This is a genomic window from Paraburkholderia metrosideri (assembly GCF_904848625.1).
Lineage (GTDB): Bacteria > Pseudomonadota > Gammaproteobacteria > Burkholderiales > Burkholderiaceae > Paraburkholderia > Paraburkholderia metrosideri.
In genome coordinates, this window is sequence record NZ_CAJHCP010000007.1 from 117,454 (window position 1) to 141,949 (window position 24,496).

23 protein-coding genes are annotated in these 24,496 nt (G+C 62.4%); 9 read left to right on the plus strand and 14 right to left on the minus strand.

All coding sequences use genetic code 11. The features are described 5' to 3' along the window. Nucleotides 1-218 precede the first annotated feature (218 nt). On the plus strand, nt 219-1,688 hold the full coding sequence (locus tag LMG28727_RS16560; RefSeq protein WP_201643399.1) for a hypothetical protein: 1,470 nt from the start codon (nt 219-221) through the stop codon (nt 1,686-1,688). Between the two features lie 531 nt (nt 1,689-2,219). On the opposite strand, the gene glmS is transcribed toward LMG28727_RS16560, so the two are convergent. The 5 genes from glmS to LMG28727_RS16585 all read right to left on the minus strand — a co-directional run bounded on the left by glmS (nt 2,220) and on the right by LMG28727_RS16585 (nt 7,950). Beyond that, nucleotides 2,220-4,037 carry a glutamine--fructose-6-phosphate transaminase (isomerizing) gene (glmS, locus tag LMG28727_RS16565; RefSeq protein ID WP_201643400.1) on the minus strand — a complete coding sequence of 606 codons (1,818 nt, stop codon included), beginning with the start codon at nt 4,035-4,037 and terminating at the stop codon, nt 2,220-2,222. A 62-nt stretch (nt 4,038-4,099) separates the two neighbouring features. Beyond that, a complete protein-coding gene (gene glmU / locus LMG28727_RS16570; protein ID WP_201643401.1) occupies nt 4,100-5,461 on the minus strand; it encodes a bifunctional UDP-N-acetylglucosamine diphosphorylase/glucosamine-1-phosphate N-acetyltransferase GlmU in 1,362 nt (453 codons plus the stop codon). Between the two features lie 133 nt (nt 5,462-5,594). Then, on the minus strand, nt 5,595-6,611 hold the full coding sequence (gene ttcA / locus LMG28727_RS16575) for a tRNA 2-thiocytidine(32) synthetase TtcA (protein WP_201643402.1): 1,017 nt from the start codon (nt 6,609-6,611) through the stop codon (nt 5,595-5,597). Between the two features lie 3 nt (nt 6,612-6,614). Continuing rightward, nucleotides 6,615-7,010 (minus strand): dihydroneopterin aldolase, encoded by a 396-nt coding sequence (locus LMG28727_RS16580; protein WP_201643403.1) that lies wholly within the window; start codon nt 7,008-7,010, stop codon nt 6,615-6,617. Nucleotides 7,011-7,110: 100 nt separating this feature from the next. Continuing rightward, nucleotides 7,111-7,950, minus strand: coding sequence for an SDR family oxidoreductase (locus LMG28727_RS16585; protein WP_201643404.1), 840 nt, complete (start codon nt 7,948-7,950; stop codon nt 7,111-7,113). A 13-nt stretch (nt 7,951-7,963) separates the two neighbouring features. On the opposite strand from LMG28727_RS16585, the gene LMG28727_RS16590 reads away from it, so the two are divergent. Continuing rightward, nucleotides 7,964-9,160, plus strand: coding sequence for a class I SAM-dependent methyltransferase (locus tag LMG28727_RS16590; protein WP_201643727.1), 1,197 nt, complete (start codon nt 7,964-7,966; stop codon nt 9,158-9,160). Nucleotides 9,161-9,191: 31 nt separating this feature from the next. Next, nucleotides 9,192-9,386: a DUF2905 domain-containing protein gene (locus tag LMG28727_RS16595; RefSeq protein WP_201643405.1), complete on the plus strand. Its 195-nt coding sequence runs from the start codon at nt 9,192-9,194 to the stop codon at nt 9,384-9,386. An 83-nt stretch (nt 9,387-9,469) separates the two neighbouring features. Here the strand turns inward: LMG28727_RS16595 and LMG28727_RS16600 are convergent, their stop codons facing one another. The 4 genes from LMG28727_RS16600 to LMG28727_RS16615 form a co-directional block, all read right to left on the minus strand. Further along, nucleotides 9,470-10,702, minus strand: coding sequence for a multifunctional CCA addition/repair protein (locus tag LMG28727_RS16600; protein WP_201643406.1), 1,233 nt, complete (start codon nt 10,700-10,702; stop codon nt 9,470-9,472). Continuing rightward, nucleotides 10,699-11,352 carry a glutathione S-transferase family protein gene (locus tag LMG28727_RS16605; RefSeq protein ID WP_201643407.1) on the minus strand — a complete coding sequence of 218 codons (654 nt, stop codon included), beginning with the start codon at nt 11,350-11,352 and terminating at the stop codon, nt 10,699-10,701. The genes LMG28727_RS16600 and LMG28727_RS16605 overlap by 4 nt, the downstream gene beginning before the upstream one ends. A gap of 49 nt (nt 11,353-11,401) precedes the next feature. Then, nucleotides 11,402-12,355 carry a complex I NDUFA9 subunit family protein gene (locus tag LMG28727_RS16610; RefSeq protein WP_201643408.1) on the minus strand — a complete coding sequence of 318 codons (954 nt, stop codon included), beginning with the start codon at nt 12,353-12,355 and terminating at the stop codon, nt 11,402-11,404. 80 nt (nt 12,356-12,435) lie between these two features. After that, on the minus strand, nt 12,436-14,403 hold the full coding sequence (locus LMG28727_RS16615) for a lytic transglycosylase domain-containing protein (protein WP_201643409.1): 1,968 nt from the start codon (nt 14,401-14,403) through the stop codon (nt 12,436-12,438). A 77-nt stretch (nt 14,404-14,480) separates the two neighbouring features. Here LMG28727_RS16615 and LMG28727_RS16620 point away from each other — a divergent pair, with 77 nt between their 5' ends. After that, nucleotides 14,481-15,017, plus strand: coding sequence for a 5-formyltetrahydrofolate cyclo-ligase (locus LMG28727_RS16620; RefSeq protein WP_236592008.1), 537 nt, complete (start codon nt 14,481-14,483; stop codon nt 15,015-15,017). A gap of 64 nt (nt 15,018-15,081) precedes the next feature. Here the strand turns inward: LMG28727_RS16620 and LMG28727_RS16625 are convergent, their stop codons facing one another. Continuing rightward, a complete protein-coding gene (locus LMG28727_RS16625; protein ID WP_201643410.1) occupies nt 15,082-15,594 on the minus strand; it encodes a winged helix DNA-binding protein in 513 nt (170 codons plus the stop codon). A gap of 219 nt (nt 15,595-15,813) precedes the next feature. Here LMG28727_RS16625 and pxpB point away from each other — a divergent pair, with 219 nt between their 5' ends. From pxpB to LMG28727_RS16650, 5 genes are all read left to right on the plus strand, one after another. Further along, nucleotides 15,814-16,467 carry a 5-oxoprolinase subunit PxpB gene (gene pxpB / locus LMG28727_RS16630; RefSeq protein WP_201643411.1) on the plus strand — a complete coding sequence of 218 codons (654 nt, stop codon included), beginning with the start codon at nt 15,814-15,816 and terminating at the stop codon, nt 16,465-16,467. Then, nucleotides 16,464-17,516 carry a 5-oxoprolinase subunit C family protein gene (locus LMG28727_RS16635; protein ID WP_201643412.1) on the plus strand — a complete coding sequence of 351 codons (1,053 nt, stop codon included), beginning with the start codon at nt 16,464-16,466 and terminating at the stop codon, nt 17,514-17,516. Before pxpB ends, LMG28727_RS16635 begins: the two co-directional genes overlap by 4 nt. A gap of 112 nt (nt 17,517-17,628) precedes the next feature. After that, nucleotides 17,629-18,381: a 5-oxoprolinase subunit PxpA gene (pxpA, locus tag LMG28727_RS16640; RefSeq protein ID WP_201643413.1), complete on the plus strand. Its 753-nt coding sequence runs from the start codon at nt 17,629-17,631 to the stop codon at nt 18,379-18,381. A 300-nt stretch (nt 18,382-18,681) separates the two neighbouring features. Next, on the plus strand, nt 18,682-19,416 hold the full coding sequence (locus LMG28727_RS16645; RefSeq protein WP_201643414.1) for a DUF969 domain-containing protein: 735 nt from the start codon (nt 18,682-18,684) through the stop codon (nt 19,414-19,416). Beyond that, nucleotides 19,413-20,369 carry a DUF979 domain-containing protein gene (locus tag LMG28727_RS16650; RefSeq protein WP_201643415.1) on the plus strand — a complete coding sequence of 319 codons (957 nt, stop codon included), beginning with the start codon at nt 19,413-19,415 and terminating at the stop codon, nt 20,367-20,369. Before LMG28727_RS16645 ends, LMG28727_RS16650 begins: the two co-directional genes overlap by 4 nt. A gap of 4 nt (nt 20,370-20,373) precedes the next feature. On the opposite strand, the gene LMG28727_RS16655 is transcribed toward LMG28727_RS16650, so the two are convergent. The 4 genes from LMG28727_RS16655 to LMG28727_RS16670 are packed head-to-tail and all read right to left on the minus strand — an operon-like array spanning nt 20,374 to nt 24,469. Beyond that, entirely contained in the window at nt 20,374-21,537 is a 1,164-nt protein-coding gene (locus LMG28727_RS16655; RefSeq protein ID WP_201643416.1) for a TraB/GumN family protein, read from the minus strand. Further along, nucleotides 21,530-22,549, minus strand: coding sequence for a peptide ABC transporter ATP-binding protein (locus LMG28727_RS16660; RefSeq protein ID WP_201643417.1), 1,020 nt, complete (start codon nt 22,547-22,549; stop codon nt 21,530-21,532). Before LMG28727_RS16660 ends, LMG28727_RS16655 begins: the two co-directional genes overlap by 8 nt. Next, nucleotides 22,546-23,550, minus strand: a complete 1,005-nt coding sequence (locus LMG28727_RS16665; RefSeq protein ID WP_201643418.1) for an ABC transporter ATP-binding protein — start codon at nt 23,548-23,550, stop codon at nt 22,546-22,548. The genes LMG28727_RS16660 and LMG28727_RS16665 overlap by 4 nt, the downstream gene beginning before the upstream one ends. A gap of 1 nt (nt 23,551) precedes the next feature. Then, nucleotides 23,552-24,469, minus strand: a complete 918-nt coding sequence (locus LMG28727_RS16670) for an ABC transporter permease subunit (protein ID WP_201643419.1) — start codon at nt 24,467-24,469, stop codon at nt 23,552-23,554. Nucleotides 24,470-24,496: the final 27 nt, after the last annotated feature.

Below are 24,496 nucleotides of genomic sequence, written 5' to 3' on the forward strand. Positions count from 1 at the left end.
TGGCGGAGGTTACCGGGCCTTCAAACCTCCGCCTTTTTTGCACACGTAGCAATGGAGTAAATGACCGTACGAGAGGGTCACCACACGCGGACTCATGGGCACAGCATGAATGCTCCGTCTCAGTTTTTCAGACCGGAGAAGGCGCGGTGAAATATGCCAAAAAGACTCCTAACCTACCCCACTCGTTAACATCTCCATCACTAAGTGTAGGTAGTGCAATGTCGTACGCCGACGCAATTCGTCCAGTTCGCAACCAGCTGAGGAAGTATTCGTACGTCAGCGTTTTAGGCGAGCTCTCTCAGTTCATCAGAACCGAGTCCACAGCGAAGGATGGGAAGGTGCACGCGCCATGGCTTGCCGAGCGCCTCGCTGTTTGGGTTCTGCGCGACGATGTTCGAATGTACGGTCGCCAGCCAATCTCGCAGCAAGATTTGGGGCGATGCATCGACAGTTCTTGGGGCGTAATGAACCACGCGTTCCCGGGATTCAGTCCGACGCGTTCGTTCCATCTCACCCTTCGCTCTTTGGTAATGCCGCAGGTCCCGCACCAGCGCAAACAGGAGCTAGGACCCTTTGCCCGGCAGATTGACCTTATCAATCAGCTGCAACCAACCTCGCATCTATATCGCCTTTTCGAGAACACCCTGGGCATGCCGCCCATGGACTTCCTCGGGATGGCCACCCTGTTCCGCCAGCATTCCCTCGAAAACATTTCGCGCGTCGTCGATGCAGATTACCGCGTGGGCCTCTGGCAAGTGTTCGGTAAGGGACCGGTCGAAAGGTTCTATCAAACGATGCTTGTCCCGCGAGACGTGACCGCGCAACAGATGTGTGAGGTCAGCCCGGACGAGTGGTTCCAACCGAACGTGCTTTATCGTTCGCCCTTCACGTCGTTCAATAAGATGTGGTTTTTCTGGGGACGATGCGGCTTGGACCGTAACTTGGGATACGCGCTCAGTGACATCGTAGGTCGAAGCGAAGACAGTGGAGTTCGTCAGGCCTTCGAGAAGTTGTTTGAGGCCTATGTCGGCCGCAGCCTCGCGCTGACCGGTGTCGAGGTCCTAGGCGAAAATGAGGTGCGCACACGCTTCGCCGTCGTAGGCCAATGCTGCGACTTCGCCGTCCTGGAGGGGAGCAACGTTGTGTTGCTCGAGGTCAAGAATAAGGCGTTGACCCATACGCTTCCGGCGAATGGGACCGCCCGCGACTATGCTTCGAAGCTCAGTGCGACCGTCAAAAAGGCCGATGCGCAGGTCCGCAACGTCGAGGCATTCGTAAAAAAGACCCTTCCGAATGCTGATGTGCACAAGGTTGTCATCACTTACGGAGACTTCTTTGCCGCTGAAACGGACCAGCTGTTCACGACGGCCGCCGACCAGTTTGCATCGGACAACCCTGTTTACATGCTCAGCGCCGACCATCTCGACCGACTTGTCGAGGCAGTGCGCCTAGGTCAGTGCCAATTCGCATCCTTCTTCCTAGACTACACCCAGAGGCGAGGCGAGCCAGAAACGCGACTCCTGTTGCTTTCGGAACTCCTGAACGAAAAGCCTTATTTGGGTCCAGAACTTCCGGCCCATCTCTATGAAATCTATGAGCCTTTTTACGAAAAGTTGGCGGAGCGAGCGCAACCGAAGCAGAACGGCGCAGGGATTGACTCGGAGGTGGCTTCACCCCCGGTGTCTTGATAGCTCGGGTCGGAGGGAGGTCGTGGCGAGACCAGAGCCGCGCATGTTCGCGCAGCGCAATGTCCAAAATTGCTAAGGCAATCGCAAAAAAAGGGGCGCTGGAAATGGCTCCAGCGCCCCTTTGACAATAGCTATGGTTACGCCTTGTGGGACAAGGCTTAGCGGGAGGTCAGCCCCCCCGTAACCTAAATTAAATCAGGCGGCCTGTAACCGAAACTAATGCAAGTCAGCAACCACATCCATTGCGCGCAGTCAGCTGCCGCACCGTCACTGACTTCGCCAAATACCGCTCGACGAGGCTATACGGAAGTGGAGAAGCCTTCCGTGGAGGCTAACCCTCCGCGATTGTTCTCAGAACTGTGAGTCGCCAGCTCAAATTTTTTGCCGAATACGCAGTGCGCAGCAGAAGAATTCCGCGTCCCGTGCAGCAAGCGTTTGGGGCCATTTCGACCCCTTGATGGAACGCTTTTACTGCAGGTCGCGGAACGCTTTCATTTGGTGCGAACAACTACCCGCTTCGTCCTCGATGCGTCACTCCACCGTGACCGATTTAGCCAGGTTGCGAGGCTTATCGACATCGGTACCGCGCGCACACGCCGTGTGATACGCCAGCAGCTGCAGCGGCACAACGTGCAGGATCGGCGACAGCAAGCCATAGTGCTCCGGCATCCGGATCACATGCAGACCTTCGTCATTGACGATCTTCGTATCGGCATCGGCGAACACATAAAGCTGACCGCCGCGCGCACGCACTTCCTGAATATTCGACTTCAGCTTTTCGAGCAGTGCGTCATTCGGCGCGACCGTCACCACCGGCATCGCTTCAGTCACGAGCGCGAGCGGCCCATGCTTCAATTCGCCGGCCGGATAAGCCTCGGCGTGGATATACGAAATCTCCTTGAGCTTCAGCGCGCCTTCGAGGGCGATCGGGTAATGCAAACCGCGACCGAGGAACAGCGCATGTTCCTTGCGCGAAAACTCTTCAGACCACGCGATGATCTGTGGCTCCAGCGCCAGTACGCTGTTCAGCGCCGCCGGCAAATGGCGCAACTGCTTCAGGTAGCTGGCTTCCTGCTCGTCGCTCAGATGACCGCGCAGTTTCGCGAGCGTGGTTGACAGCACGAACAGTGCGACCAGTTGCGTGGTGAACGCCTTGGTCGACGCGACACCGATCTCGCGGCCCGCATGCGTGAGGAACGACAGTTCCGTCTGACGCACCATCGCGCTCGTGCCGACGTTACAGACGGCCAGCGTGTGCTTGTGTCCGAGCGACTGCGCATGCTTGAGCGCAGCGAGCGTGTCCGCCGTCTCGCCCGACTGCGAGATCACCACGACCAGCGACTTCGGATTCGGCACCGATTCGCGGTAGCGATACTCGCTCGCAATTTCCACCTGGGTCGGAATCTTCGCGATCGATTCGAGCCAGTACTTCGCGGTCAGCCCCGAGTAATAGCTCGTGCCGCACGCGAGAATCAGCAGGCTGTCGATTTCGCCGAACACCTTTGCCGCGCCCTCGCCGAAGATCGACGGGTCGAACGAATCGGATTGCGGGATCGTGTCGGTAATGGCGCGCGGCTGCTCGAAAATTTCCTTCTGCATGAAGTGACGATACGGGCCGAGTTCGACCGCGCCGCCATACGCCGCGACCTGGCGCACTTCACGCTGGGCGTCGTAGCCGTCGCGATCGGCGATACGCACGCCGTCGAGCGACAGTTCGCAGACGTCGCCTTCCTCAAGGAAGATGAAGCGTTCGGTGCTGCCCGCCAGTGCCAGGGCGTCCGACGCGAGGAAGTTCTCGCCATTGCCGAGCCCGACCACCAGCGGCGAACCCTGCCGCGCGCCGACTACCGTATGCGGCTGGTCTTTGTGCAGCACCGCGATCGCGTACGCGCCGTGCAATTGCGCGATGGCCTCGCGCACGGCGGCAAACAGATCGCCCTTGTACACGCTGTGCACCAGGTGGGCGATAACCTCCGTGTCGGTCTGCGAGACAAACGTGTAGCCCTTGCCACGCAACATTTCACGCAATGATTCATAGTTCTCGATGATGCCGTTGTGTACCAACGCGAGCTCATCTTTCGAGAAGATCGGGTGGGCGTTGTCCGTGACCGGCGCGCCATGCGTCGCCCAGCGCGTGTGCGCGATACCCGTGACGCCTTCGAGATGACTCTCGCGGACCTGCTCGTCGAGATCGGCAACCCGCGCGACACTGCGCGCACGGCGCGGACCATTGTCACCAAGCACGGCGACGCCACACGAATCGTAGCCACGATATTCGAGGCGACGCAGTCCTTCGAGCAGGACGGAAACGATATTACGTTGCGCAACCGCGCCGACAATGCCACACATGTCTTCTTCCTTTTGCAGTGCTGGGTTTCAAGGAGCGCGCACCGCGGCGCGCGCCGTCCCCATCAGCTCTTCTTCTTGACCGGGCGTACGTAGCCCGTCTTACTGGTTTGTGTCTTGTCGTTCAGAACCAGCGTATCGGCTTCGACGTCTTTCCAGACCGTCGTGCCCGCCGCGATCGACGCGCCGCGCTTCACGCGCACCGGCGCGACCAATTGCGTGTCCGAGCCGACGAACACGTCGTCTTCGATCACCGTGCGGAACTTGTTCGCGCCATCGTAGTTACAGGTGATGGTACCCGCGCCGATATTCACGCGCGCACCGATGTCCGCGTCGCCGATATACGTGAGATGGTTCGCTTTCGAGCCGCGACCGAGCACGGCGTTCTTGACTTCGACGAAGTTGCCCACGTGAGACTCGTCCTGCAGCGACGCGCCCGGGCGCAAGCGCGCATACGGGCCGAGCACGACGTTCGCGCCAACTTCCGCGCCTTCGATATGCGTGAATGCATCGACGCGCGTGCCGGCGCCGATGCTTGCGTTGCGGATCACGCAGTTCGGCCCGATGGCGACGTTGTCGGCCAGCGTCACGCGGCCTTCAAATACGCAGTTCACATCGATTGAAACGTCGCGGCCGCATTCGAGCGTGCCGCGCACGTCCAGACGCGCCGGGTCGGCGAGCGTCACGCCCGCGACCAGCAACGCGTCAGCGACGTTGTGCTGGTGAATCCGCTCCAGTTCGGCCAGCTGCTGCTTGCTGTTCACGCCGAGCGTTTCCCACTCTTCATCGGGTTGCGTGGTGACGACTTCGAGACCGGCTTCGATCGCCATCTCGACAGCGTCGGTCAGATAGAACTCGCCTTGCGCGTTGTCGTTTTTCAACGCGGCGAGCCAGCCGGCGAGCCGCTCCGTCGGCGCCACGATGATGCCGGTATTGATCTCGGCGATCTGCAACTGCTCCGCGTTCGCGTCTTTCTGTTCGACGATGCGCTGCACTTTGCCTTGCTGGTCGCGCACGATGCGGCCGTAACCGGTCGGATCGTCCAACGTGACGGTGAGCACGCCATAACCACCCTGCCCCGCACGATCGGTCAGCGTCTGCAATGTGCTGGCGCGCGTCAGCGGCACATCGCCGTATAGCACCAGCGTGGGCTCGGATGGATCGAGCAGCGGCAACGCCTGCTGGACGGCGTGACCGGTGCCGAGTTGTTGTTCCTGCACGGCAAACTGCACGTCCGGCGCCGCGACAGCGTTGCGCACGGCTTCAGCGCCGTGGCCGATCACGACGACGAGACGCGCGGGTTTGAGCGCGCGAGCGGTGTCGATGACATGAGCGAGAAGCGGCTGGCCAGCCAGGGGATGGAGCACCTTGGGAAGCGCTGACCGCATGCGCTTGCCGGTGCCTGCCGCCAAAATCACAATGTTCATGGCGTTGGCAATAGGACGAGTTTTGAGCCGAGGATTCTATCATGCAGCCTATAACGACAAAGGCCGCTAGTGCGGCCTCAAAACGTGCTGAAATGTGCGGAAACGCCCATTTTTTAGGGCGTTTTCGCTTACATCACAGATCGTCGAACTGAACGATCGAGATCGTTTTCGATGCGGTGAGTGGCTTGCCCTCACCGCTGCCGGTCGAACACGGATCTTCGTCGAACGCAATGTCACCTTGCGGATCGGCCTCGCCGGTGGCGCGCAGGTTCGCAAACGGATACAGCTTGTGATCCATCAGGTGCGACGGCACCACGTTCGACAATGCGTTGAACATATTCTCGATGCGGCCCGGGAAACGTTTTTCCCAGTCGCGCACCAGCGCCTTCATTTCCGCGCGCTTCAGGTTCGGTTGGCTACCGCACAGATTGCACGGAATAATCGGGAACTCGCGCAGTTCCGCATATTTTTCCAGATCGGTTTCCTTCACGTACGCAAGCGGGCGGATCACGATATTTTTACCGTCGTCCGATTGCAGCTTGGGCGGCATGCCCTTCAGCTTGCCGCCGTAGAACATGTTCAGCAGCAGCGTTTGCAGAATGTCGTCGCGGTGATGGCCGAGCGCGATCTTGGTCGCGCCGAGTTCGCCCGCCACACGGTACAGAATCCCGCGACGCAGCCGCGAGCACAGCGAGCAGGTGGTTTTACCTTCCGGCACCAGTCGTTTGACGATGCTGTACGTGTCCTGATTCTCGATATGAAACGGAATATCGAGTTGCTTCAGGTATTCGGGCAGCACGTGTTCAGGGAAGCCTGGCTGCTTCTGGTCGAGATTCACTGCGACGATGTCGAAGTTGATCGGCGCGCGCTCGCGCAGCCGCATCAGGATTTCGAGCATCGCGTAGCTGTCTTTGCCGCCCGACAGACAGACCATCACCTTGTCGCCGTCTTCGATCATGTTGAAATCGACGATCGCCTCACCGACCTGGCGCGCAAGGCGTTTGAACAGCTTGTTGTTCTCGTACGCTTCCTTCTGCTCGCGGCGCGTGAGCGGTGTCTTGACCTTCGCGGCGGGCGCGGTGCCCGTGGCGTCGGCCTTGCCGGCGGTTTCAGCGACTGCGGCGGCGTTCAGGATTTCCGGAGCGTTCATGGCTCAATCCTCTTTGATACGGAAAACTTCGACGCCGACCGCGTCGCAGTCCGGGTACACGTCCGGCTTCTCGGTCGACACGCGCGCCGCCCGCACCAGCGGATGCTCGAGCATGGTCTTCACGAGGTCGTCACACAGGGTTTCCTGCAAGTGGATATGGCCCTGCTCGACGCGACGCGAAATGGTGGAGCGCATGAAGTCGTAATCGACGACTTCGTTCAGCTTGTCCTGAACCGGCGTGGACAACGCGAGCGGCACGAACAGTTCGACGTTGATCACCACGCGCTGTTCGCCGCGCTTTTCGAAATCGTGCACGCCGATGTTGATGTGCACTTCGTAATTGCGCAGAAAAAGGCGGCGGCAATCGGCGAGCCGGGGATGCGAAAGAGCGGCAAACATGTTCGTTCCAGTCAAAAAAGCGTGCGAAGCACGCAAAGGGGCGCTTTGAAGCGGAAAATCTGCCGGTCTGCCATGTGGGACAGACAAGCAAGGCCGCGCGTCAGGCGCCCGTCAAAAACATCACGTCGCGCGGCAGTGGCAGCAGATGCTGCCCGCCGTCGACCACCAGCGTCGTTCCGGTGACGCCCGCTGCATCGGCGAGATACAGCGCGGCGGCGACAATATCGCCGGGCCGCGACGCGCGACCCAATGGCGTAGTACGGTGTGCGGCTTCGAATCCATCCTGCGTCTGATCGCCGGATTGCAGCGTCAGACCGGGCGCGAGCCCGACCACGCGCACTTTCGGCGCCAACGCCTGCGCCAGTGCGACCGTGGCTGTCTGCAACGCCGCCTTCGACAGCGTGTACGACAGATAGTCCGGATTCATGTTGTACAGCTTCTGGTCCAGCACGTTGATCACGACACCGCGCTGACTTTCGTCGGTGCGCGCGGCTTCGGGCGTCGCATCGAACAGCATACGCGCCAGCACCAGCGGCGCGCCGAGATTCATCGCGGTCAGCTTCAGCAGTAGCTCATAGCCGACGTTGTACGCGGTGTCCTCTTCGAAACGCGACGCATTGTTGACGATGCACGCCGGCCGCCCGAGCGCCGCGATGCAGTCCGGCAACAGCCGTTCGACCTGCGCCTCGTCGCCCAATTCGGCCTGCAGCGCCACCGCGCGACGGCCCAGAGCGGTAATTTCCGCGACGACTTCGTCGGCGGCTTCCCGCGATTCGCCGTAGTGAACTGCCACGTCCCAGCCGCGTGCGGCAAAACCGAGCGCGAGCGCGCGCCCAATCCGACGGGCGGCGCCGGTAATCAGTACGATACGCGGCGCTTCGCGGGTGTCAGGCGAGCCGGCGGCGGCGATGTCCACGGGGGTGTCCGAAGAAGCGGTCATTTACAATACGGGGATGAATCCGAAAGCTCACCAACCCGATAGTTTACCTGCTCCCGGCCCGAGCGCGCTTGCACAGTCCGAAGCGCTGATCGCGCAGATCCGTTCCGAGCTGGAAAATGCGGGCGGCTGGCTGCCGTTCGACCGCTATATGGAGCGCGCGCTGTATGCGCCCGGACTCGGTTATTACAGCGGGGGCGCGCGCAAATTCGGTCTGCGTGGCGACGACGGCAGCGATTTCGTGACAGCGCCGGAACTGTCGCCGTTGTTCGCCGCGACGCTCGCACGCCCCATCGCGGAGGCTTTGCAGGCGAGCGGCACGCGCGACGTGATGGAGTTCGGCGCGGGCACAGGCAAACTCGCTGCGGGCTTGCTGAACGCGCTCGATGCGCTGGGCGCGGAGTTCGACAGCTATTCGATCGTGGATCTGTCCGGCGAATTGCGCGAACGTCAACGCGAGACAATCGCGGCGGTTGCACCCGCACTGCTCGCTAAAGTCCGCTGGCTCGAGGTTTTGCCGGAGCGGTTCGAGGGCCTGGTGATCGGCAACGAGGTGCTCGATGCGATGCCGGTGCGGCTTTTCGCGTTCACGGGCGACGTTTGGCATGAGCGCGGCGTCGTGTGGCGCGACGACGCGTTCGCGTTCGACGACCGTCCGGTTTCCAGCGCGTCTGCAGACCTTGCGTTGCTGTCGGAAATCGAAACGAGCGCCGGCGACGACTACATCGCCGAAACCCACGAAGCCGCCAGCGCATTCACGCGCACCATCTGCACGATGCTGGCGCGCGGCGCGGTGTTTCTGATCGACTATGGGTTTCCGCGTCACGAGTACTACCACGCGCAACGCGCGCAAGGTACGCTGATGTGCCACTACCGGCACCGCGCACATGGCGATCCGTTTTTGTACCCGGGTTTGCAGGACATCACCGCACACGTGGAATTCACCGGTATCGCCGAAGCGGGCGTCGAAGCGGGCGCAGACTTGCTCGGTTTCACGTCGCAAGCGCGATTTTTGCTGAACGCGGGCATTACCGAAGCGTTGTCGGAGATCGATCCGGCCGACGCTGCAAAATTTCTGCCTGCGGCCAATGCGGTGCAGAAGCTGTTATCCGAGGCGGAGATGGGTGAACTCTTCAAGGTCATCGCCTTTTCGCGCGGACTCGACGACACGCTGCAGGCATTTTCCAGCGGCGACCGCTCGCATACGCTGTGATGTTCGGCCTACTTTGCCCCAGGAACGCGCGATGATCCGCTGGCTGTTGACTACGTTTATTGCAGTGGCGGTGCTGTCGTCCTGCTGGCCGTGGCTCAGAAAAATCGGCATTGGCCGGATGCCCGGCGACGTGACGCTGCGCATGTTCGGGCGTGAATACCCGTTTCCGTTTATGTCGACGCTGGTGTTGTCGATGCTGTTATCGCTTGTGGCAAGGCTGTTGTAGCTTTGGTTTGCCTAGGGCCTTGACGTTCGATCACGGCCGCATGCGCGAACCTACCGTGATCGACAACGCAAAGAGCCGCCGCCTTACCCCAGCGCCGCTTCCACCGCGTGAACCCGCTCCTGATGCACCGCGTCCTTGATGCCGGCTGGCGCATCGGCAAGCCGTTTGGCCACCGCGCCGGCATCCACGCCACGCGCGGCAACCAGCGCCAGGCGCAAGCGCTCAGCCTGCGGATAATCGCGCGTCTCGAACCCAAGCCGCCCCCGTGCATCCGCCTCGCAAGCCTGCAACGCTTCCGCAAAGCGCGCGGGTTTGCGGATCGCATCGCTACGTTCCAGCAAGCGCACCAGCGCAGCCGCCCCCATGTCCATCACGCGATGAATGTTGCCGTGCTCGCGCGCCACCAGCAGCGCCAGATCGCGGCAATCGTTGGGCACACGCAACCGTTCGCAAAGCGGCTTCAACAGATCGACACTGCGTCCCTCGTGGCCGATATGTCGTGGCAGCACGTCTTCGGGCGTCGTGGCCTTGCCGAGGTCGTGCGTCAGCGCCGCGAACCGGACCGGTAGCGCATAACCCTGCTGCGCGGCATGATCGACCACCATCATCACGTGGACGCCCGTATCCACTTCCGGGTGATAGTCGGCCCGTTGCGGCACGCCATAGAGCGCATCGATTTCCGGCAGAATCCGCGCCAACGCGCCGCATTCACGCAGCACGCCGAACATCCGCGAAGGCCTTTTTTCCATCAACCCACGCGAAACTTCCTGCCACACGCGTTCGGCCACCAGCGCATCTACCTCGCCGTCGGCAACCATCTTGCGCATCAGCGCCTGGGTTTCCGGCGCGACGGTGAAGTCGACAAAGCGGGCCGCAAAACGCGCAATCCGCAGAATCCGCACGGGATCTTCGAGAAACGCATCGCTGACATGGCGAAAGAGTTTCGCCTGCAAGTCGGCCTGGCCGTTGAACGGATCGATCACCGGGCCAGTCAACTCACCGTCCGGGCGCACTTCCCGCGCCATCGCATTGACCGTCAGGTCGCGCCGCGCGAGGTCCTCTTCGAGCGTGACGTCCGGTGCATAGAAAAACTGGAAGCCGTGATAACCCGCTGCCGTCTTGCGTTCCGTGCGAGCGAGCGCGTACTCCTCGTGTGTCTGCGGATGCAGAAACACCGGAAAATCCTTGCCCACCGGACGATAACCCTGCGCCACCATCTGCTCCGGCGTCGCCCCGACCACGACGTAATCGCGATCCAGCGCCGGCACGCCCAACAACTCGTCGCGGATCGCGCCGCCTACCGCGTAGATCTTCATGGGCATACGTCTTGGTACGGAATCGCATGAGTTTCGCCGCGCGACGCATCGATCCATTCACGGACTGCCGGCAATGCGTTGATCCGCTCGACATAAGCCAACGCGGTCTCGGACAACCCCGGCTGCCACGTGTTGAAGCGCATCACGACCGGCGCGTACATTGCGTCGGCAATGCTGAACTCGCCGAACAGGAAAGGTCCGCCATACGTGTCGAGGCAGTCGCGCCAGATCGCCTCGATTCGCGCGATATCGGCCAGCGCCTCGGGCGTCGCGTTCTTGCCGGGAAACGATGCACGGATATTCATCCACATGTTCGAGCGCAATGCGCCGAAGCCCGAATGCATCTCCGCGCTCACGCAGCGCGCGCGGGCACGCGCCGCCGGGTCGCGCGGCCACAGCGCATGCTGCGTGAAGCGCTCGGCCAGCGTTTCGGCAATCGCCAGCGAATCCCATACGGCCGCCCCTGTTTCATCGATCAGGCATGGCACCTTGCCCGGCCCGTCAGGCGCGAAAGCGAGAACTTCCGCAGTCGTACTGGGCCGGTACAAATGGACCAACACCTCTTCGAACGAAATGTCGAATTGCTTCAGCAGCAGCCATGGGCGCATCGACCATGACGAATAATTCTTGTCACCAATAATCAGCTTCATGCTTTGTCTTTCTGTTTGACCTGGTTGAGGCGGAAAAAAAGAATGTGCTCTAACGACCCGCGGTCGCGCGGAACGCATCGAAGCGCGAACGCGTCGACGCGCCGGTCAGATAAGTCGGCGCGATCGTTTCGATGCTAGTCGGCTCGATGCCGAGTTCAGGTGCGACAGGTGAGCTCAGCACATTGTCGACTTTCATCGAATCGAGATTGTCGCGCGAGATCACCGGTTTGCCCGGCGCCATTTCAAACGTGAGCGCCTGCAAACGCGCGAACGCTTCCGGCAGACGGATGATCCGTGCGTGCTTGCCGATCACGTCGCCGCAATAGCTGACGAGGTCTTCGAGGGTATAGACGGTCGGGCCGCCCAGTTCGTAGGTGCGGCCGCTGGCGGCGTCGAGATCGATCACGTTGGCAATCGCCTTCGCCACGTCGCCGACGTACACCGGCTGGAACTTCGCGTCGGGCATCGCCAGCGGGATAGCCGGAAACATACGTTGCAGGAACGCGAATTTATTGAGGAATTCATCTTCAGGACCAAACACCACGGACGGACGAAAAATCGTCCACGCCAGATTCGCTGCGTGCACCGCTTTCTCGCCGTCGCCCTTCGAGCGCGCGTACATGCTCGGGCCGTTCGAATCGGCACCGAGCGCGCTGATGTGAATCAGCCGATGCACGCCCTTGCCTTCACACGCGGCCACGATGCGGGTCGGCAACTCGACATGCATTCGCGCAAACTCCGAACCGTAGGGCTTGCCACGGTTGCCGTTCAATGTGGCCACGAGATTGATCACGCAATCGGCGCCCTCGACGAAGCGCGCGAGCTGGACCGGATCGAACACATCGGTTTCGATCACGTCGATAGGCAACAAGGTGAGATGGCGGGCGTTATAGCGCCGCCGGGTGGCGATGCGGACGTCTTTGCCCAGTTCGACAAGCGAGTTGACGAGGTGGCTGCCGATAAACCCGGAACCACCGATGATCGCAATGGCTTGATGTCGCATTTTCGACTCCCTGGTGGAAGCCGCGGCAACGGCTGGCGTGGCGCGCCGCGGCCTCGGGCGAGGCAGCGGCGGCACGGCGCTTACGGTGCGATGTAACCCAGACGCGCCTTCAGCGATTGCGGACGGCCTTCGAACAATGCCGCGTAATAGACCGTGTTGGACAGCACGTTCTTCACGTAGTCACGCGTTTCCTGGAACGGAATCGCTTCAGCGAAGATCGCGCCTTCAACCGGATGCTGCAACGAAGCGCGCCAGTTGCGTGGACGGCCAGGACCCGCGTTATAGCCGGCGGTGGCCAGCACGGCGGACCCGTCGAACTGATTGTAGATCATCGACAGGTAGTTGGTGCCCAGCAGGATGTTGGTGTTGATGTCGTTCATCTGCTCGCGCGAAATCGGGCCGAGGCCGATCTTTTTCGCGACCAGTTGCGCGGTGCCCGGCATCAACTGCATCAGCCCGCTCGCGCCGACTTCGGAGCGCGCATTCATGATGAAACGCGATTCCTGGCGGATCAGGCCATACGCCCACTCCACGTCCAGCCCATTGGACTGCGCGTCGCGGTCGACGATATCGCGGAACGGCGACAGATACCGCAGCGAGAAATCGTGGTCGGTCTTCGTGCGATCGGCCGTGTTGACGGTGCGGTCATAGAGCTGGATACGGCGCGCGTATTCGGCGGCTGCGAGCAGTTGCCGGTCGCTCATGGTGCGCAGCGGCCAGTTCCATTCGCGATTGCCTTCGAGCCGCAGATTCATTGCATAGAAGCGTTGCGCCAGATCGAAGCCAGGCGTATTCGCAGCCTGCTGGACTTCGGCGTCGCTGACGGTGGTCTTCTGCGGCACCATGATCTTCTGGCCGAGTTCTTCCGAAGCCAGTTGGCCGTAGAAGTTGAAGCCTTGCGAGATCGACGCGAATTCCTGGTTGGCGGTGGCCGTGTCGCCAGCCTGCTTGAGCGCACGGGCATGCCAGTACACCCACGACGGCTGGTTGCGCAGCGCCTCGGGCATCTGTTCGATCGACCAGCGCACCATGTTCCAGTCGCCCGCCAGCAGCGCGGTGCGGGTACGCCATTCATACGCGGGATTCGACAGCGGCGCATTCGCCGACAGGCGGTACCAGTCCACTGCGCTCGGCATCTGCTTGGCGGCGGCCTGATAGGCAATCGTGCCCCACCCGATTGCGCGCTCCGGCGAATTCAGCGAAGGCGCCACCGACGCAAACGTCGCCGCAGCCATAGCCGGGTCGTTGCGTGCCATGCGGGTGATCGCGAGCAACGCCAGTTGATGCGATTGCGAATCCGGACCGACGCCGCGCGCCAGCAACAACGGCGGCGTACTGGTGGCCTGCGCGAACAGCGTCGGATCAGGCGGGTTGTTGCTCAGTGCGTCGAGCAGCTTGCTGCCGGTGTTGGTGTAGTTCTGCTCATACGCGAGGCGGATCTGTTGCCAGATGTCGTCGGTGCTGAACTGGCGGCTCACGCCCAGCATGGTGATCAGGTCGACGCAGCCGTCGCCATACCATTTCGGATCGACCAGTAACGCACGCGCGGCATCCGCCACGTTCTCGCCACGCGATGCGCGCGATTCGAGCGCGTAACACTTCACCTGCGTGTCGTCGTTCAACACGAAGCGCGCGTATTGCTGATCGAAGTTGCGCCAGTCATGACGCGTGCCGAGCACCGTGAGGTAGTCGTTGCGCATGCGGTCGGCGATGGCCTGGCCGTCGTACTTCTGCAGGAATGCCAGCACCGGTGTGTCCGGCGCGTCAGTGCGCGCATGGCCCGACGAATCGAACAATTGCGGCTTGATCTGGAAGTACTCCACATATCCAGGCGCCGGATAGTTCGGGATCATGCTGGCCAGCTGGGCGGCACGCGCTGCGTCGTTATTGCGGGCCGCTTCACGCAACTGGACGAAGGTCTGGTCGTCGTCGGTGAGCTGCGAAATGGGGATGGGCTTGACGGCTGAGGCTGTGCTGCACGCGACGAGTGCCGCAGCGGCGAGCGCCAGACCGGCCGCGCGATATACTCGGTAAAGGCGTTTTGACATCGTTGTTTCTGGAGCGCGAATTGAACCCAAGCATAGCATGCAACCCTATCCCGGAATCGAAAAAGGCGTTGCGTCGAATGCTATTGGAAGCAAGGCTACAAGCGGCTTCCGACCCGGCCTGCAACGTCGCGCTGGGCCGTCGTGTGCTGGACGCGCTGAAGCACTACGAAGCGGACAGCGTGGGCTTCTACTGGCCGCTCGCGGGCGAGTTCGACGCGCGCCCCGCAATCTCTGCCTGGCTGGCCGCCAATGCACAGCGCGAAGCCAGCTTGCCGATTGTCAAAGAACGCGGCGTGCCGCTCGAGTTTCATGCATGGACGCCTGAGACGCCGATGAAAATCGGCCATCACAAGATCGCTGAGCCGACTTCCGGTCGCGCGGTGGTTCCCGCACTGCTGTTCGTGCCGTGTGTCGGATTTGATGCCGATGGCTACCGGCTCGGATATGGCGGCGGTTACTACGATCGCACGCTGGCCGCATGGCCGGGATCGAAGAAGCCGATCACGGTGGGCATCGCGTATGAAGCGTGCCGCACGCAAGATCTGCAACGTGAAGCGCACGACATTCCGCTCGATCTGATCGTGACGGAAGCCGGGCTTTATCCGCCACGTTGAGTTGATTTCAGGCGAACGCGGCGGCCCGGCGCTTCATGCCTTCGCGCCAACCGGCCAACCAGGCTTATAAAGATGCCGCCGCCCGCGCCGCCGTGTCGTACAAACCGGACGCGTTGCGCATCAACTGCGCCGCGTCGCCGATCTGCTCGTTGGTCAGCCCGCTTTCCTTCAGCGTTGAAATCAGGCAGCTCTCGCGCACTTCCCGATACTTCAGACACAACTCGCGGCCCACGTCGGTTGCCGAGAAGAACACTTCCTTGCCGGTCTTTTCGCTTTTTACATACCCTCTAGCTACGAGCTTCTTCAACGCGTACGTGGCGATGTGCGTGTCTTCGATGTTCAGCACGAAGCAGATGTCCGCCAGTTTCTTGCGACGCTCACGGTGGCTGACATGATGAAGCAGCGATACTTCGATGGCGGTCATGTCCTTGTCGCCGGCGGCCGACATGCAACGCACCATCCACCGGTTGAACGCATTGCCGGCCATGATCAATGCGTACTCGAGTTCGGACAGTTCCGCGCTGGTCTCGGACACGAGATGTTCCGAGGAGACGATCTTGGTGGGATGGCGTGACATGGCGGAAATTCTCGAGGAAACGGGATGGAAAGGTGACGGGAGTGTACGACGCGCCGCCCGTCCCGGCGAGCCTGGCAAAAACGCTTATTGATAAATTGTTGATATTTTATTGATAATGTACGCTTCAATCATCGTGTGTCAGAGGCCGGCCAGGAGGTCGGCAGGCATCAAAGAGCGCTGCGTGCTCGACTCCTTTCACTCGAACCGGGCTGTGAAGCCATGAGCCAACCAAGAATTTTTCCGCTCGGCGATGCCGCGCTTGTCTGCGAATCGCCGCCGCCCGCGACGCTGGCGTGCCAGCAGCGTGTGTGGGCGGCCGCCGAGGCCGCGCGCGACTGGCCGCATGTGCTGGAAGTCGTGCCGGGCATGAACAACCTGACGCTCGTCTTCGATCCACTCGAAGCCGACCGCGAAGCGCTCGCCAGCGAGTTGCTGAAAGCCTGGAACGCGGCCAGCGGTGTGGCCGAAGCGGGTCGCGAAGTGGAGATACCGGTGCACTATGGCGGCGAATTTGGCCCGGATCTGCAAGCCGTCGCCGATCACACCGGACTCAGCGTGAGCGAAATCGTGCAACGCCATTCGAGCGGCGAGTATGTCGTGTTCTTCCTCGGCTTCCAGCCGGGCTTCGCCTATATGGGCGGCCTCGAAGCCGCGCTGCACACCCCCCGCCGGGCGTCGCCGAGGCTTGAAGTGCCGGCGGGGTCGGTGGGGATCGGCGGGGAGCAGACGGGCATTTATCCGGCTACGTCGCCGGGTGGTTGGCAGTTGATCGGACGCACCGATCTGTCGCTCTTCGACGCCGCGCGCCGGCCGCCCACGCTGCTGCAACCCGGCGACCGGGTGCGCTTCGCCATCGCGGGGATACACGCATGATCGATGTGATTCGCGCGGGTCTGCTGACCACGATTCAGGATCTGGGCCGTCACGGCTATCGGCATCTCGGGGTAGCGATGGGGGGCGCGCTCGACCGTCTGTCGCTGGAAGTCGGTAATCGGCTGGTGGGCAACCGTCCCGATGCGGCCGGTCTCGAAATCACCTTTGGCCCCACCGTGCTGCGCTTTCTGCGCGCCACCCGGGTGGCGATCACCGGCACTGAATTCGGCGCGACGCTCGACGGCAAGCCGGTCTATTCATGGTGGAGCCTGCCGGTGCAAGCCGGTCAGGAACTGGTGCTGAACGGTGCGAAGCGCGGCATGCGCGGCTACGTGTGCGTAGCAGGCGGCATCGATGTCCTGCCGATGCTCGGCTCGCGCGGCACCGACCTCGCCGGTCAGTTCGGCGGACTCGGCGGCCGCGCGCTGCGCGATGGCGACCGCTTGCCGGTCGGCGCGCCGCCGCCGCGCGGCCATGTCGGCTTCACGCCCGAGGCGCCGGAATTCGGTGTGAAAGCGCCTCACTGGTGCAAGTTCGTGCTGGTTCACGAACCACTGCGGCGGGGGCGTCATCCGTCGGGTGTGCCTTGGGCGATTCCGATTCGCGTGCTACGCGGCCCGGAATACGACAGCTTCACCGCGGACGCGCAGGAAGCGTTCTGGTCCGACGAGTGGCTCGTCACGCCGAACAGCAACCGGATGGGTTATCGCCTCGCGGGTGCCGAATTGAAACGCGCGCAGAAGACCGATCTGCTGTCGCACGCGGTGCTGCCGGGGACCATTCAGGTGCCGCCGAACGGCCAGCCCATCGTGTTGATGAGCGATGCGCAGACCACCGGCGGTTATCCGAAGATCGGCGCCGTGATTCAGGCGGATCTGTGGAAACTTGCGCAGGTCAGGCTGAACGCGTCCGTACGCTTTATCCCGACGACGACTTATGAAGCGCGTCAGGCTTTGCTGGAAGAACGCACGTATTTACGGCAGATCGACGCCGCGATCGCGATGCATGAAGAACGCTGCGCGCGTCAGCTGGCGGCTGCGGCGGTGTAACGGGAAAACGCAGGGGCGCCTCCGGTTTGCTGCCGGGAAGGCGTCGTCCCTTCGGCAGTCTGGCGCGAAAGACGCCAGACCGGAGGGCACTTGCAATCAGGAGGGCAACACCATGGAAATCGATTTGAACGCCGACCTCGGCGAAGGCTGCGGCTCCGACGAAGCGTTGCTCGCACTCGTCAGCTCGGCGAACATTGCGTGCGGCTGGCACGCGGGCGACGCCAATACGATGCGCGAATGCGTGCGTTGGGCGGTGCAAAAAGGTGTGTCGATCGGCGCGCATCCAAGCTTCAACGATCCCGGGAATTTCGGCCGCAAGGAAATGGATTTGCCGGTCGGCGAGATTTACGCGGGCGTGCTGTATCAGCTTGGCGCGCTGTCGGCGATTGCGCAGGCCGAAGGCGGCCGCATCGCGCACGTCAAGCCGCACGGCGCGCTGTACAACCAGGCCGCGCGCGACGCCAGGATCGCTGACGCGATCGTGTCGGCGGTACACGATTTCGATCCATCGGTGGCAGTGTTCGCGCTCGCCAACAGCGGTCTCGTGACGGCGGCACGCAACGCAGGCCTCACCGCGATCGAAGAAGTCTTCGCCGACCGTGGCTATCGCGCGGACGGCTCACTCGTGCCGCGCAACCAGCCGGGTGCGTTGCTCGACGATGAAGACGAGGTGTTGCAGCGCACGCTCGCGATGGTCAGCGACCAGCGCGTGCAGGCGGTGGACGGTCAATGGGTGCCGCTGAACGCGCAAACCATCTGCCTGCATGGCGATGGTCCTCACGCGCTGGCGTTTGCGAAACGCATTCGCGGCGCGCTCGAAGCGGCCGGTATCGAAGTTCACGCGGCGGGCGCAGCACGCGTGTAGACGACAGGGTCAACATCAGCGATACAAACAGCGCCATTTAACTTTCCTGCGACACCTCAGACGCCCCGCTCTCACGCGGGGCGTTTGCCAGGTGCCGGTCGTATTGCAGTACCCGCAGTACCCGCAGTACCCGCAGTCGCGCAGCAACGCAGGTGCAGGTGCAGGTGCAGGTAATCGCAGTCGAAAGCAACGCGGCCGCCAAGAGCCGCGACAACCAGAAGGCGTAGGGACGGGCCGCCACGCGCCATAACCCTGTTCGCCGTCACAAGCGGCGAGGTTGAACCCTGTTTGGAGATCCGGATGCAGACAACTGTCAGTCTATGGCCGCTGATTGGCGTGGCCGTCATCATCGTTGGCTTTTTGTTGCGGTTTAATCCGATGCTGATCGTGGCGGTCGCCGCGATCGTCACCGGGCTTGCCGCGAATTTCCCACCTGAAAAAATTCTCGCGCTGATCGGCACCGGCTTCATCAAGACGCGCAATATCCCGCTGATCATTCTTCTGCCGCTCGCGGTGATCGGGCTGCTCGAACGACACGGTCTGCGCGAGCGCGCGCAGACCTGGATCAGCGGCATCAAGGCGGCGACTGCAGGCCGTCTGCTGATCGTTTATCTGCTGGTGCGTGAGCTCACTGCGTCTGTCGGCTTGACCGGTCTCGGCGGACATCCGCAAATGGTGCGGCCGCTGATCGCGCCGATGGCCGAAGGCGCGGCCGAAACCCGCTTCGGCAAACTCAGCGATGCCGTGCGATTCCGCTTGCGCGCGTTCTCCGCTGCGACCGACAACGTCGGCCTGTTCTTCGGCGAGGACATCTTCGTCGCATTCGGCGCAATCGTGCTGATGACCACCTTCCTGAAAGAGGCAGGCATCGTTGTCGAGCCGATTCATGTCGCCGTGTGGGGCATTCCGACGGCGATCTGCGCGTTCCTCGTTCACGGCTTCCGTCTGTATCTGCTCGACCGGCGGCTCGAACGCGAACTGCGCGGCAATGCGCCGGTTTCGTCGACGCAACCCGCTGCGGGAGACAAAGCATGACGTTCACCATCAACTATCTGTTCTGGCTGCTGGGTATCGTGCTGCTGGTGATCGGCGGGATGATCGTCACAGACAGGGAGCACCCGCGCCGCTTCACCGCTGGCGGCTTCTGGATTCTCTACGCGTTGATCTTTCTGATCGGCGACCGGTTGCCGCCTGCTGTGGTCGGCGTCGCAGTGATCGTGATGGCGCTGATTGCCGGCTTCGGCGGCGTCACGGCGGCAAAGCCCAAAACGCTGTCGCCCGAGGCCCGCAAGGCCAGCGCCGCGCGGCTGGGCAACAAGCTGTTCATACCGGCGCTGACGATTCCTGTGGTGACCGTGATCATCACGCTGTCGGCGAGTCACCTGATCTTTAGCGGCGTTCCGCTGATCGAAAAGGCCAACGTCACGCTGATCGGCTTCGGCCTGGGCTGCGTGATCGCGCTCGCGATTGCCTGCGTGATGACGCGTGATACCGTCGGTCAGTCGATGAAAGAAGCGCGCCGGCTGGTCGATGCATTATCGTGGGCCGCCGTGCTGCCGCAAATGCTGGGCATGCTCGGTCTCGTGTTCTCCGATGCGGGCGTCGGCAAGGCCGTTGCGCACGTCACCACGGCTTATATCAGCCTCGACTACCGTTTCGTGGCGGTCGCTGTGTATTGCATCGGCATGGCGCTGTTCACGATGGTGATGGGCAACGGCTTCGCCGCGTTCCCGGTGATGACAGGCGGTGTCGGCGTGCCGATTCTGGTGGGCGTGTTCCACGGCAATCCGGCGGTGATGGCAGCAATCGGCATGTTTTCCGGCTACTGCGGCACGCTGATGACGCCGATGGCAGCGAACTTCAACATGGTGCCGGTCGCCTTACTGGAATTGCCGGATAAGAACGCGGTGATCAAAGTGCAGATTCCTACGGCGCTGACCATGCTGGTCATCAACATCTTTCTGCTGAACTTCATGATGTTTTTGTAGCGCGTCAGCCCGGTTCCACCACGAAGCCGCGCTGCCGCAAAAGCTGCAGCACGCCTTTCGGTCCGCCCAGATGCAACGCACCGATGGCCACGAACACCGGCTTGTTCGGCGCGGCGATCTGTAGCATCCGCGACACGAAGCGCCGGTTGCGCTCGTAGACGATCCGGTTGTCGATCGAATCGGAGACGCGCTTGTCGCGCGCCAGATTCTCGGACTTGGCGGCCTGCCACGCGGCAATCGCGTCGGCATCGCCAACCTGCCACAGCCGGTGCAGCGCGTGCACGTCGGCGACATTTTGTGCGGGCGTTTGCACGAGATCCTGCGCGAGCATTTCGCGCTGCTGAGCCAACGAAAGATTCGTGAACGCACGCATCTGCTGCGGCAAGGTTTCAAGACCGACGATCTTGCCGCGCGTCTTCAGATACACGTTCTGCAATTGCGCTTCCGAGCCGTACTCGGTCTGCAGGCCGGCGCTCAGCGAGTCGTACGTTTCGACCACCAGTGACGCGAGCCATGGCCGCATCTTCTTGATGGCGTCGAGCGCGGCGGGGTTGCCGCGCAACCTCATCGCCAGCTTGTGCCACAGAGGTTCGGGCAACAAACCGGGCAGACAGTCGTGCCGGCAGACGCCGTACTTCGACACGTCGTCTTGCGAGACCAGCAGTTCGTCGGGAGACAGTTCGAGTGCCAGCGTCGGCGATGCGGCCAGCGCGGCAAGAATCTGCGGGCGGAATGGCTGCGTCGCCGGATAATCGTTCGGATCGCCGACATGCAGCGTGCCCAGCACATAGAGGGTGGTCGTGCCGCGCGTCGCGACATAAAACGGCATGCGCGCGGGCTGCGCGCGGACCGGACCGCTTGCGGTGCTGCCCGGCGTGGCGGGCGGCAGCGACGGCGCGGTATGAAAGCCGGGCAGACTGGCGGGGGGCGGCGTCGGCACACCGGGAACCGTCACCGCCGGACGTCCGGCCTGCGCGGGCGTATTGGCCGCCGCGCCCGCGGCATAAGCGAGACCGGACGGCGCGACACGCATCGCCGGAAAAGTACAGACGCCAAGGAGCACGGCACCGGTCAGTGCGCGCGCTCCCCAGCGGCGCGCGAAAGCGGCGCGGCGGCCGCCATCACGCGAGCGGCGCGCAATACGACGCGCCGCCACTGCATCAGGCATCCACGTCCCCCACCTCCTCGGCGCGATGACACGAGACCTGACGGCCATCCACTTCACGCAGCTTCGGTTCTTCGCTGCGGCAACGGTCGATCACATACGGGCAGCGCTGATGGAACGTACAGCCCGACGGCGGATTCAACGGCGACGGCATCTCGCCCTGCAGCTTGATCTTGATGCTGCGATCCGCTTCGAAGATGGAGGGTGTGGCGGACATCAACGCGCGCGTGTACGGATGCCTCGGCTTCGCGAAAATCTTCTTCTTGTCGCCGAGTTCGGCGACGCCGCCGAAGTACATCACCATCACGTCGTCGGCGATATGCTCGACCACCGACAGGTTGTGCGAGATGAACACGTAGCTGGTCTTGAACTGTTCCTGCAAGTCCATGAACAGGTTCAGGATCTGCGCCTGGATCGACACGTCGAGCGCGGACACCGGTTCGTCGGCAACCACGATCTGTGGATCGAGAATCATCGCGCGAGCAATTGCCACACGCTGACGTTGACCGCCGGAGAACATATGCGGATAACGCTTCGCATGTTCCGGACGCAGGCCGACCGTGCGCATCATCTGCGCGATCCGTTCGGCGCGTTCGGTGGCGCTCAATTGCGTGTTGATCGCGAGCGGCTCGCCGAGCGTCTGCTCGACAGTCTTACGCGGATTCAGCGACGCAAACGGGTTCTGGAACACCATCTGCACGCGCCGCCGCAATGCGGCGATCTTCGCGTGATCCGCACCGGCCACGTCCTCACCGTCGATCAGCAGGCGACCCGCGCTAGGCGTTTCGATCATCGTGAGCTGCCGCGCGAGCGTGGACTTGCCGCAACCGGATTCACCGACCACCGCCAGTGTCTTGCCGCGCTCCAATGCAAACGACACCCCGTTCAGCGCCTTCACCGTGCCCGACGCGAACATGCCGCGCTTGACGGTGTAGTAACGCGCGAGCTGGTCGGCGACCAGCACGTGATCGCCCGCATGGTCCGACTGGCGCCGCGTTTCGAGTACTGCGTTCATCGTGCGCCTCCATGGGTGTGAACGTTCGCGTCGCCGCTCAGGTTCAGGGGTTTGATGCAGCGCACGCGCGCCACTTCGGCGTGACCTTGCATCGGCGCAAGTGCGGGCCGCGCCTTCACGCAGTCGTCGACCACGTACTTGCAGCGCGGCGCGAACAGGCATCCTTTCGGACGATCGTCACGTCCCGGCACCATCCCTGGCAACGCCGCGAGCCGCACCGCGCCCACGTTGTGCTCGGGAATCGCGGCCAGCAGCGCTTCCGTATACGGATGATGGGGCGCCGCGAAAATATCCGGCACCTTGTTGGTTTCGATCACTTCGCCAGCGTACATGACCGCGACGCGCTGCGCGACCTCGGACACCACGGCGAGATCGTGCGAAATCAGCACGAGCGCCATGCCGCGTTCCTTTTGCAGCTTGATCAGCAACTCCATGATCTGCGCCTGGATCGTCACGTCGAGCGCGGTGGTCGGCTCGTCGGCGATCAGCAGTTTCGGGTTGCAGGCAATCGCCATCGCGATCATCACGCGCTGGTTCATGCCGCCCGACATCTGATGCGGGAACGAGTTGATGCGCCCTTTCGGATCGGGAATGCCGACCTGGTCGAGCAATTCCAGCGCGCGTTTGTCGAGCGCGCTGCCGCGCAGGCCTTCGTGCAGCTTCAGCACTTCCTTGATCTGATAGCCGACCGTATAGCTCGGATTCAGACTGGTGAGCGCGTCCTGGAACACCATCGCGATATCTTTGCCGATGATCTTGCGGCGTTCCTTCGCCGAGGCCTTCAGCAGATTCGTGCCGTTGAACGTGACTTCGTCTGCGGTGACTATGCCGGGCGCGTCGATCAGGCCCATCAGCGCCATCATCGTCACGCTTTTGCCTGAGCCCGATTCGCCGACTACGCCAACGACTTCGCCAGGGGCGACGTCGAGACTGATGCGGTCGACGGCGGGCAGGCCGTTGAAATTTACCGCCAGGTTGCGGATGGTTAATAGCGAGGTCATGTCATGCCATCCGTTTCAGTTTGGGATCGAGTGCATCGCGCAGCCCGTCGCCGAGCAGATTGATCGCGAGCACCGAGATCAGGATGGACAGACCCGGCATCGTGACGATCCACCATGCGCTGTCGATGTAATCGCGCGCCGAGGCCAGCATCGCGCCCCACTCCGCCGACGGCGGCTGCACGCCGAGCCCGAGAAAACCGAGCGCGGCCGCATCGAGAATCGCCGACGAAAAACCGAGCGTGGCTTGCACGATCAGCGGTGCGGTGCAGTTCGGCAGCACTTGCGAGAACATCAAACGCATCGTGCTGGCGCCCGCGACACGCGAAGCGGTCACGTATTCCTTCTGCAACTCGCCTTGCGCCGACGCACGCGTCAAACGCACGTAGCCTGGCAGTGCCACGATCGCAATCGCCAGCATCGTGTTGACCAGACCCGGACCGATGATCGCGACCACGGCGACGGCGAGCAGCAGCGACGGCAACGCGAGCAGCACGTCCATGATCCGCATGATTGGCGTGTCGGCCCACTTCTCGAAGAACGCGGCGATCAGCCCGAGCACGACGCCCGGAATCAACGCCAGCACGACCGAGACAAAGCCGATCCAGAACGACAGGCGCGCGCCGTACATCAGACGCGAGAGGATGTCGCGGCCCGCTTCGTCGGTGCCGAGAATGAACTTCCAGTTGCCGCCGTCGAGCCACGCCGGTGGAATCTTCACGTTGTCGCGGTACTGCTCGATCGGGCTATGCGGCGCGATCAACGGCGCGAAGATCGCGATGAAAACCAGCAACAGCACGATCACGCCAGCGGCGACCGCACCGCGGTTACGCGAGAAATTCGCCCAGAATTCACGGGCGGCGATTGCGCGGCCACTGGGAGGCGTGACCGACTGGGGGACTGTGTTTTGTATGTCTGCCATTTGCGTCATGCCTCCCGCCGAGCCGCC

Excerpts from the sequence above, each read along its gene's own strand:
- LMG28727_RS16560 (WP_201643399.1), top strand. The coding sequence starts at position 219 with ATGTCGTACGCCGACGCAATTCGTCCAGTTCGCAACCAGCTGAGGAAG.
- glmS (WP_201643400.1), bottom strand. The coding sequence starts at position 4,037 with ATGTGTGGCATTGTCGGCGCGGTTGCGCAACGTAATATCGTTTCCGTC.
- glmU (WP_201643401.1), bottom strand. The coding sequence starts at position 5,461 with ATGAACATTGTGATTTTGGCGGCAGGCACCGGCAAGCGCATGCGGTCA.
- ttcA (WP_201643402.1), bottom strand. The coding sequence starts at position 6,611 with ATGAACGCTCCGGAAATCCTGAACGCCGCCGCAGTCGCTGAAACCGCC.
- LMG28727_RS16580 (WP_201643403.1), bottom strand. The coding sequence starts at position 7,010 with ATGTTTGCCGCTCTTTCGCATCCCCGGCTCGCCGATTGCCGCCGCCTT.
- LMG28727_RS16585 (WP_201643404.1), bottom strand. The coding sequence starts at position 7,950 with ATGACCGCTTCTTCGGACACCCCCGTGGACATCGCCGCCGCCGGCTCG.
- LMG28727_RS16590 (WP_201643727.1), top strand. The coding sequence starts at position 7,964 with ATGAATCCGAAAGCTCACCAACCCGATAGTTTACCTGCTCCCGGCCCG.
- LMG28727_RS16595 (WP_201643405.1), top strand. The coding sequence starts at position 9,192 with ATGATCCGCTGGCTGTTGACTACGTTTATTGCAGTGGCGGTGCTGTCG.
- LMG28727_RS16600 (WP_201643406.1), bottom strand. The coding sequence starts at position 10,702 with ATGAAGATCTACGCGGTAGGCGGCGCGATCCGCGACGAGTTGTTGGGC.
- LMG28727_RS16605 (WP_201643407.1), bottom strand. The coding sequence starts at position 11,352 with ATGAAGCTGATTATTGGTGACAAGAATTATTCGTCATGGTCGATGCGC.
- LMG28727_RS16610 (WP_201643408.1), bottom strand. The coding sequence starts at position 12,355 with ATGCGACATCAAGCCATTGCGATCATCGGTGGTTCCGGGTTTATCGGC.
- LMG28727_RS16615 (WP_201643409.1), bottom strand. The coding sequence starts at position 14,403 with ATGTCAAAACGCCTTTACCGAGTATATCGCGCGGCCGGTCTGGCGCTC.
- LMG28727_RS16620 (WP_236592008.1), top strand. The coding sequence starts at position 14,481 with ATGCTATTGGAAGCAAGGCTACAAGCGGCTTCCGACCCGGCCTGCAAC.
- LMG28727_RS16625 (WP_201643410.1), bottom strand. The coding sequence starts at position 15,594 with ATGTCACGCCATCCCACCAAGATCGTCTCCTCGGAACATCTCGTGTCC.
- pxpB (WP_201643411.1), top strand. The coding sequence starts at position 15,814 with ATGAGCCAACCAAGAATTTTTCCGCTCGGCGATGCCGCGCTTGTCTGC.
- LMG28727_RS16635 (WP_201643412.1), top strand. The coding sequence starts at position 16,464 with ATGATCGATGTGATTCGCGCGGGTCTGCTGACCACGATTCAGGATCTG.
- pxpA (WP_201643413.1), top strand. The coding sequence starts at position 17,629 with ATGGAAATCGATTTGAACGCCGACCTCGGCGAAGGCTGCGGCTCCGAC.
- LMG28727_RS16645 (WP_201643414.1), top strand. The coding sequence starts at position 18,682 with ATGCAGACAACTGTCAGTCTATGGCCGCTGATTGGCGTGGCCGTCATC.
- LMG28727_RS16650 (WP_201643415.1), top strand. The coding sequence starts at position 19,413 with ATGACGTTCACCATCAACTATCTGTTCTGGCTGCTGGGTATCGTGCTG.
- LMG28727_RS16655 (WP_201643416.1), bottom strand. The coding sequence starts at position 21,537 with ATGCCTGATGCAGTGGCGGCGCGTCGTATTGCGCGCCGCTCGCGTGAT.
- LMG28727_RS16660 (WP_201643417.1), bottom strand. The coding sequence starts at position 22,549 with ATGAACGCAGTACTCGAAACGCGGCGCCAGTCGGACCATGCGGGCGAT.
- LMG28727_RS16665 (WP_201643418.1), bottom strand. The coding sequence starts at position 23,550 with ATGACCTCGCTATTAACCATCCGCAACCTGGCGGTAAATTTCAACGGC.
- LMG28727_RS16670 (WP_201643419.1), bottom strand. The coding sequence starts at position 24,469 with ATGGCAGACATACAAAACACAGTCCCCCAGTCGGTCACGCCTCCCAGT.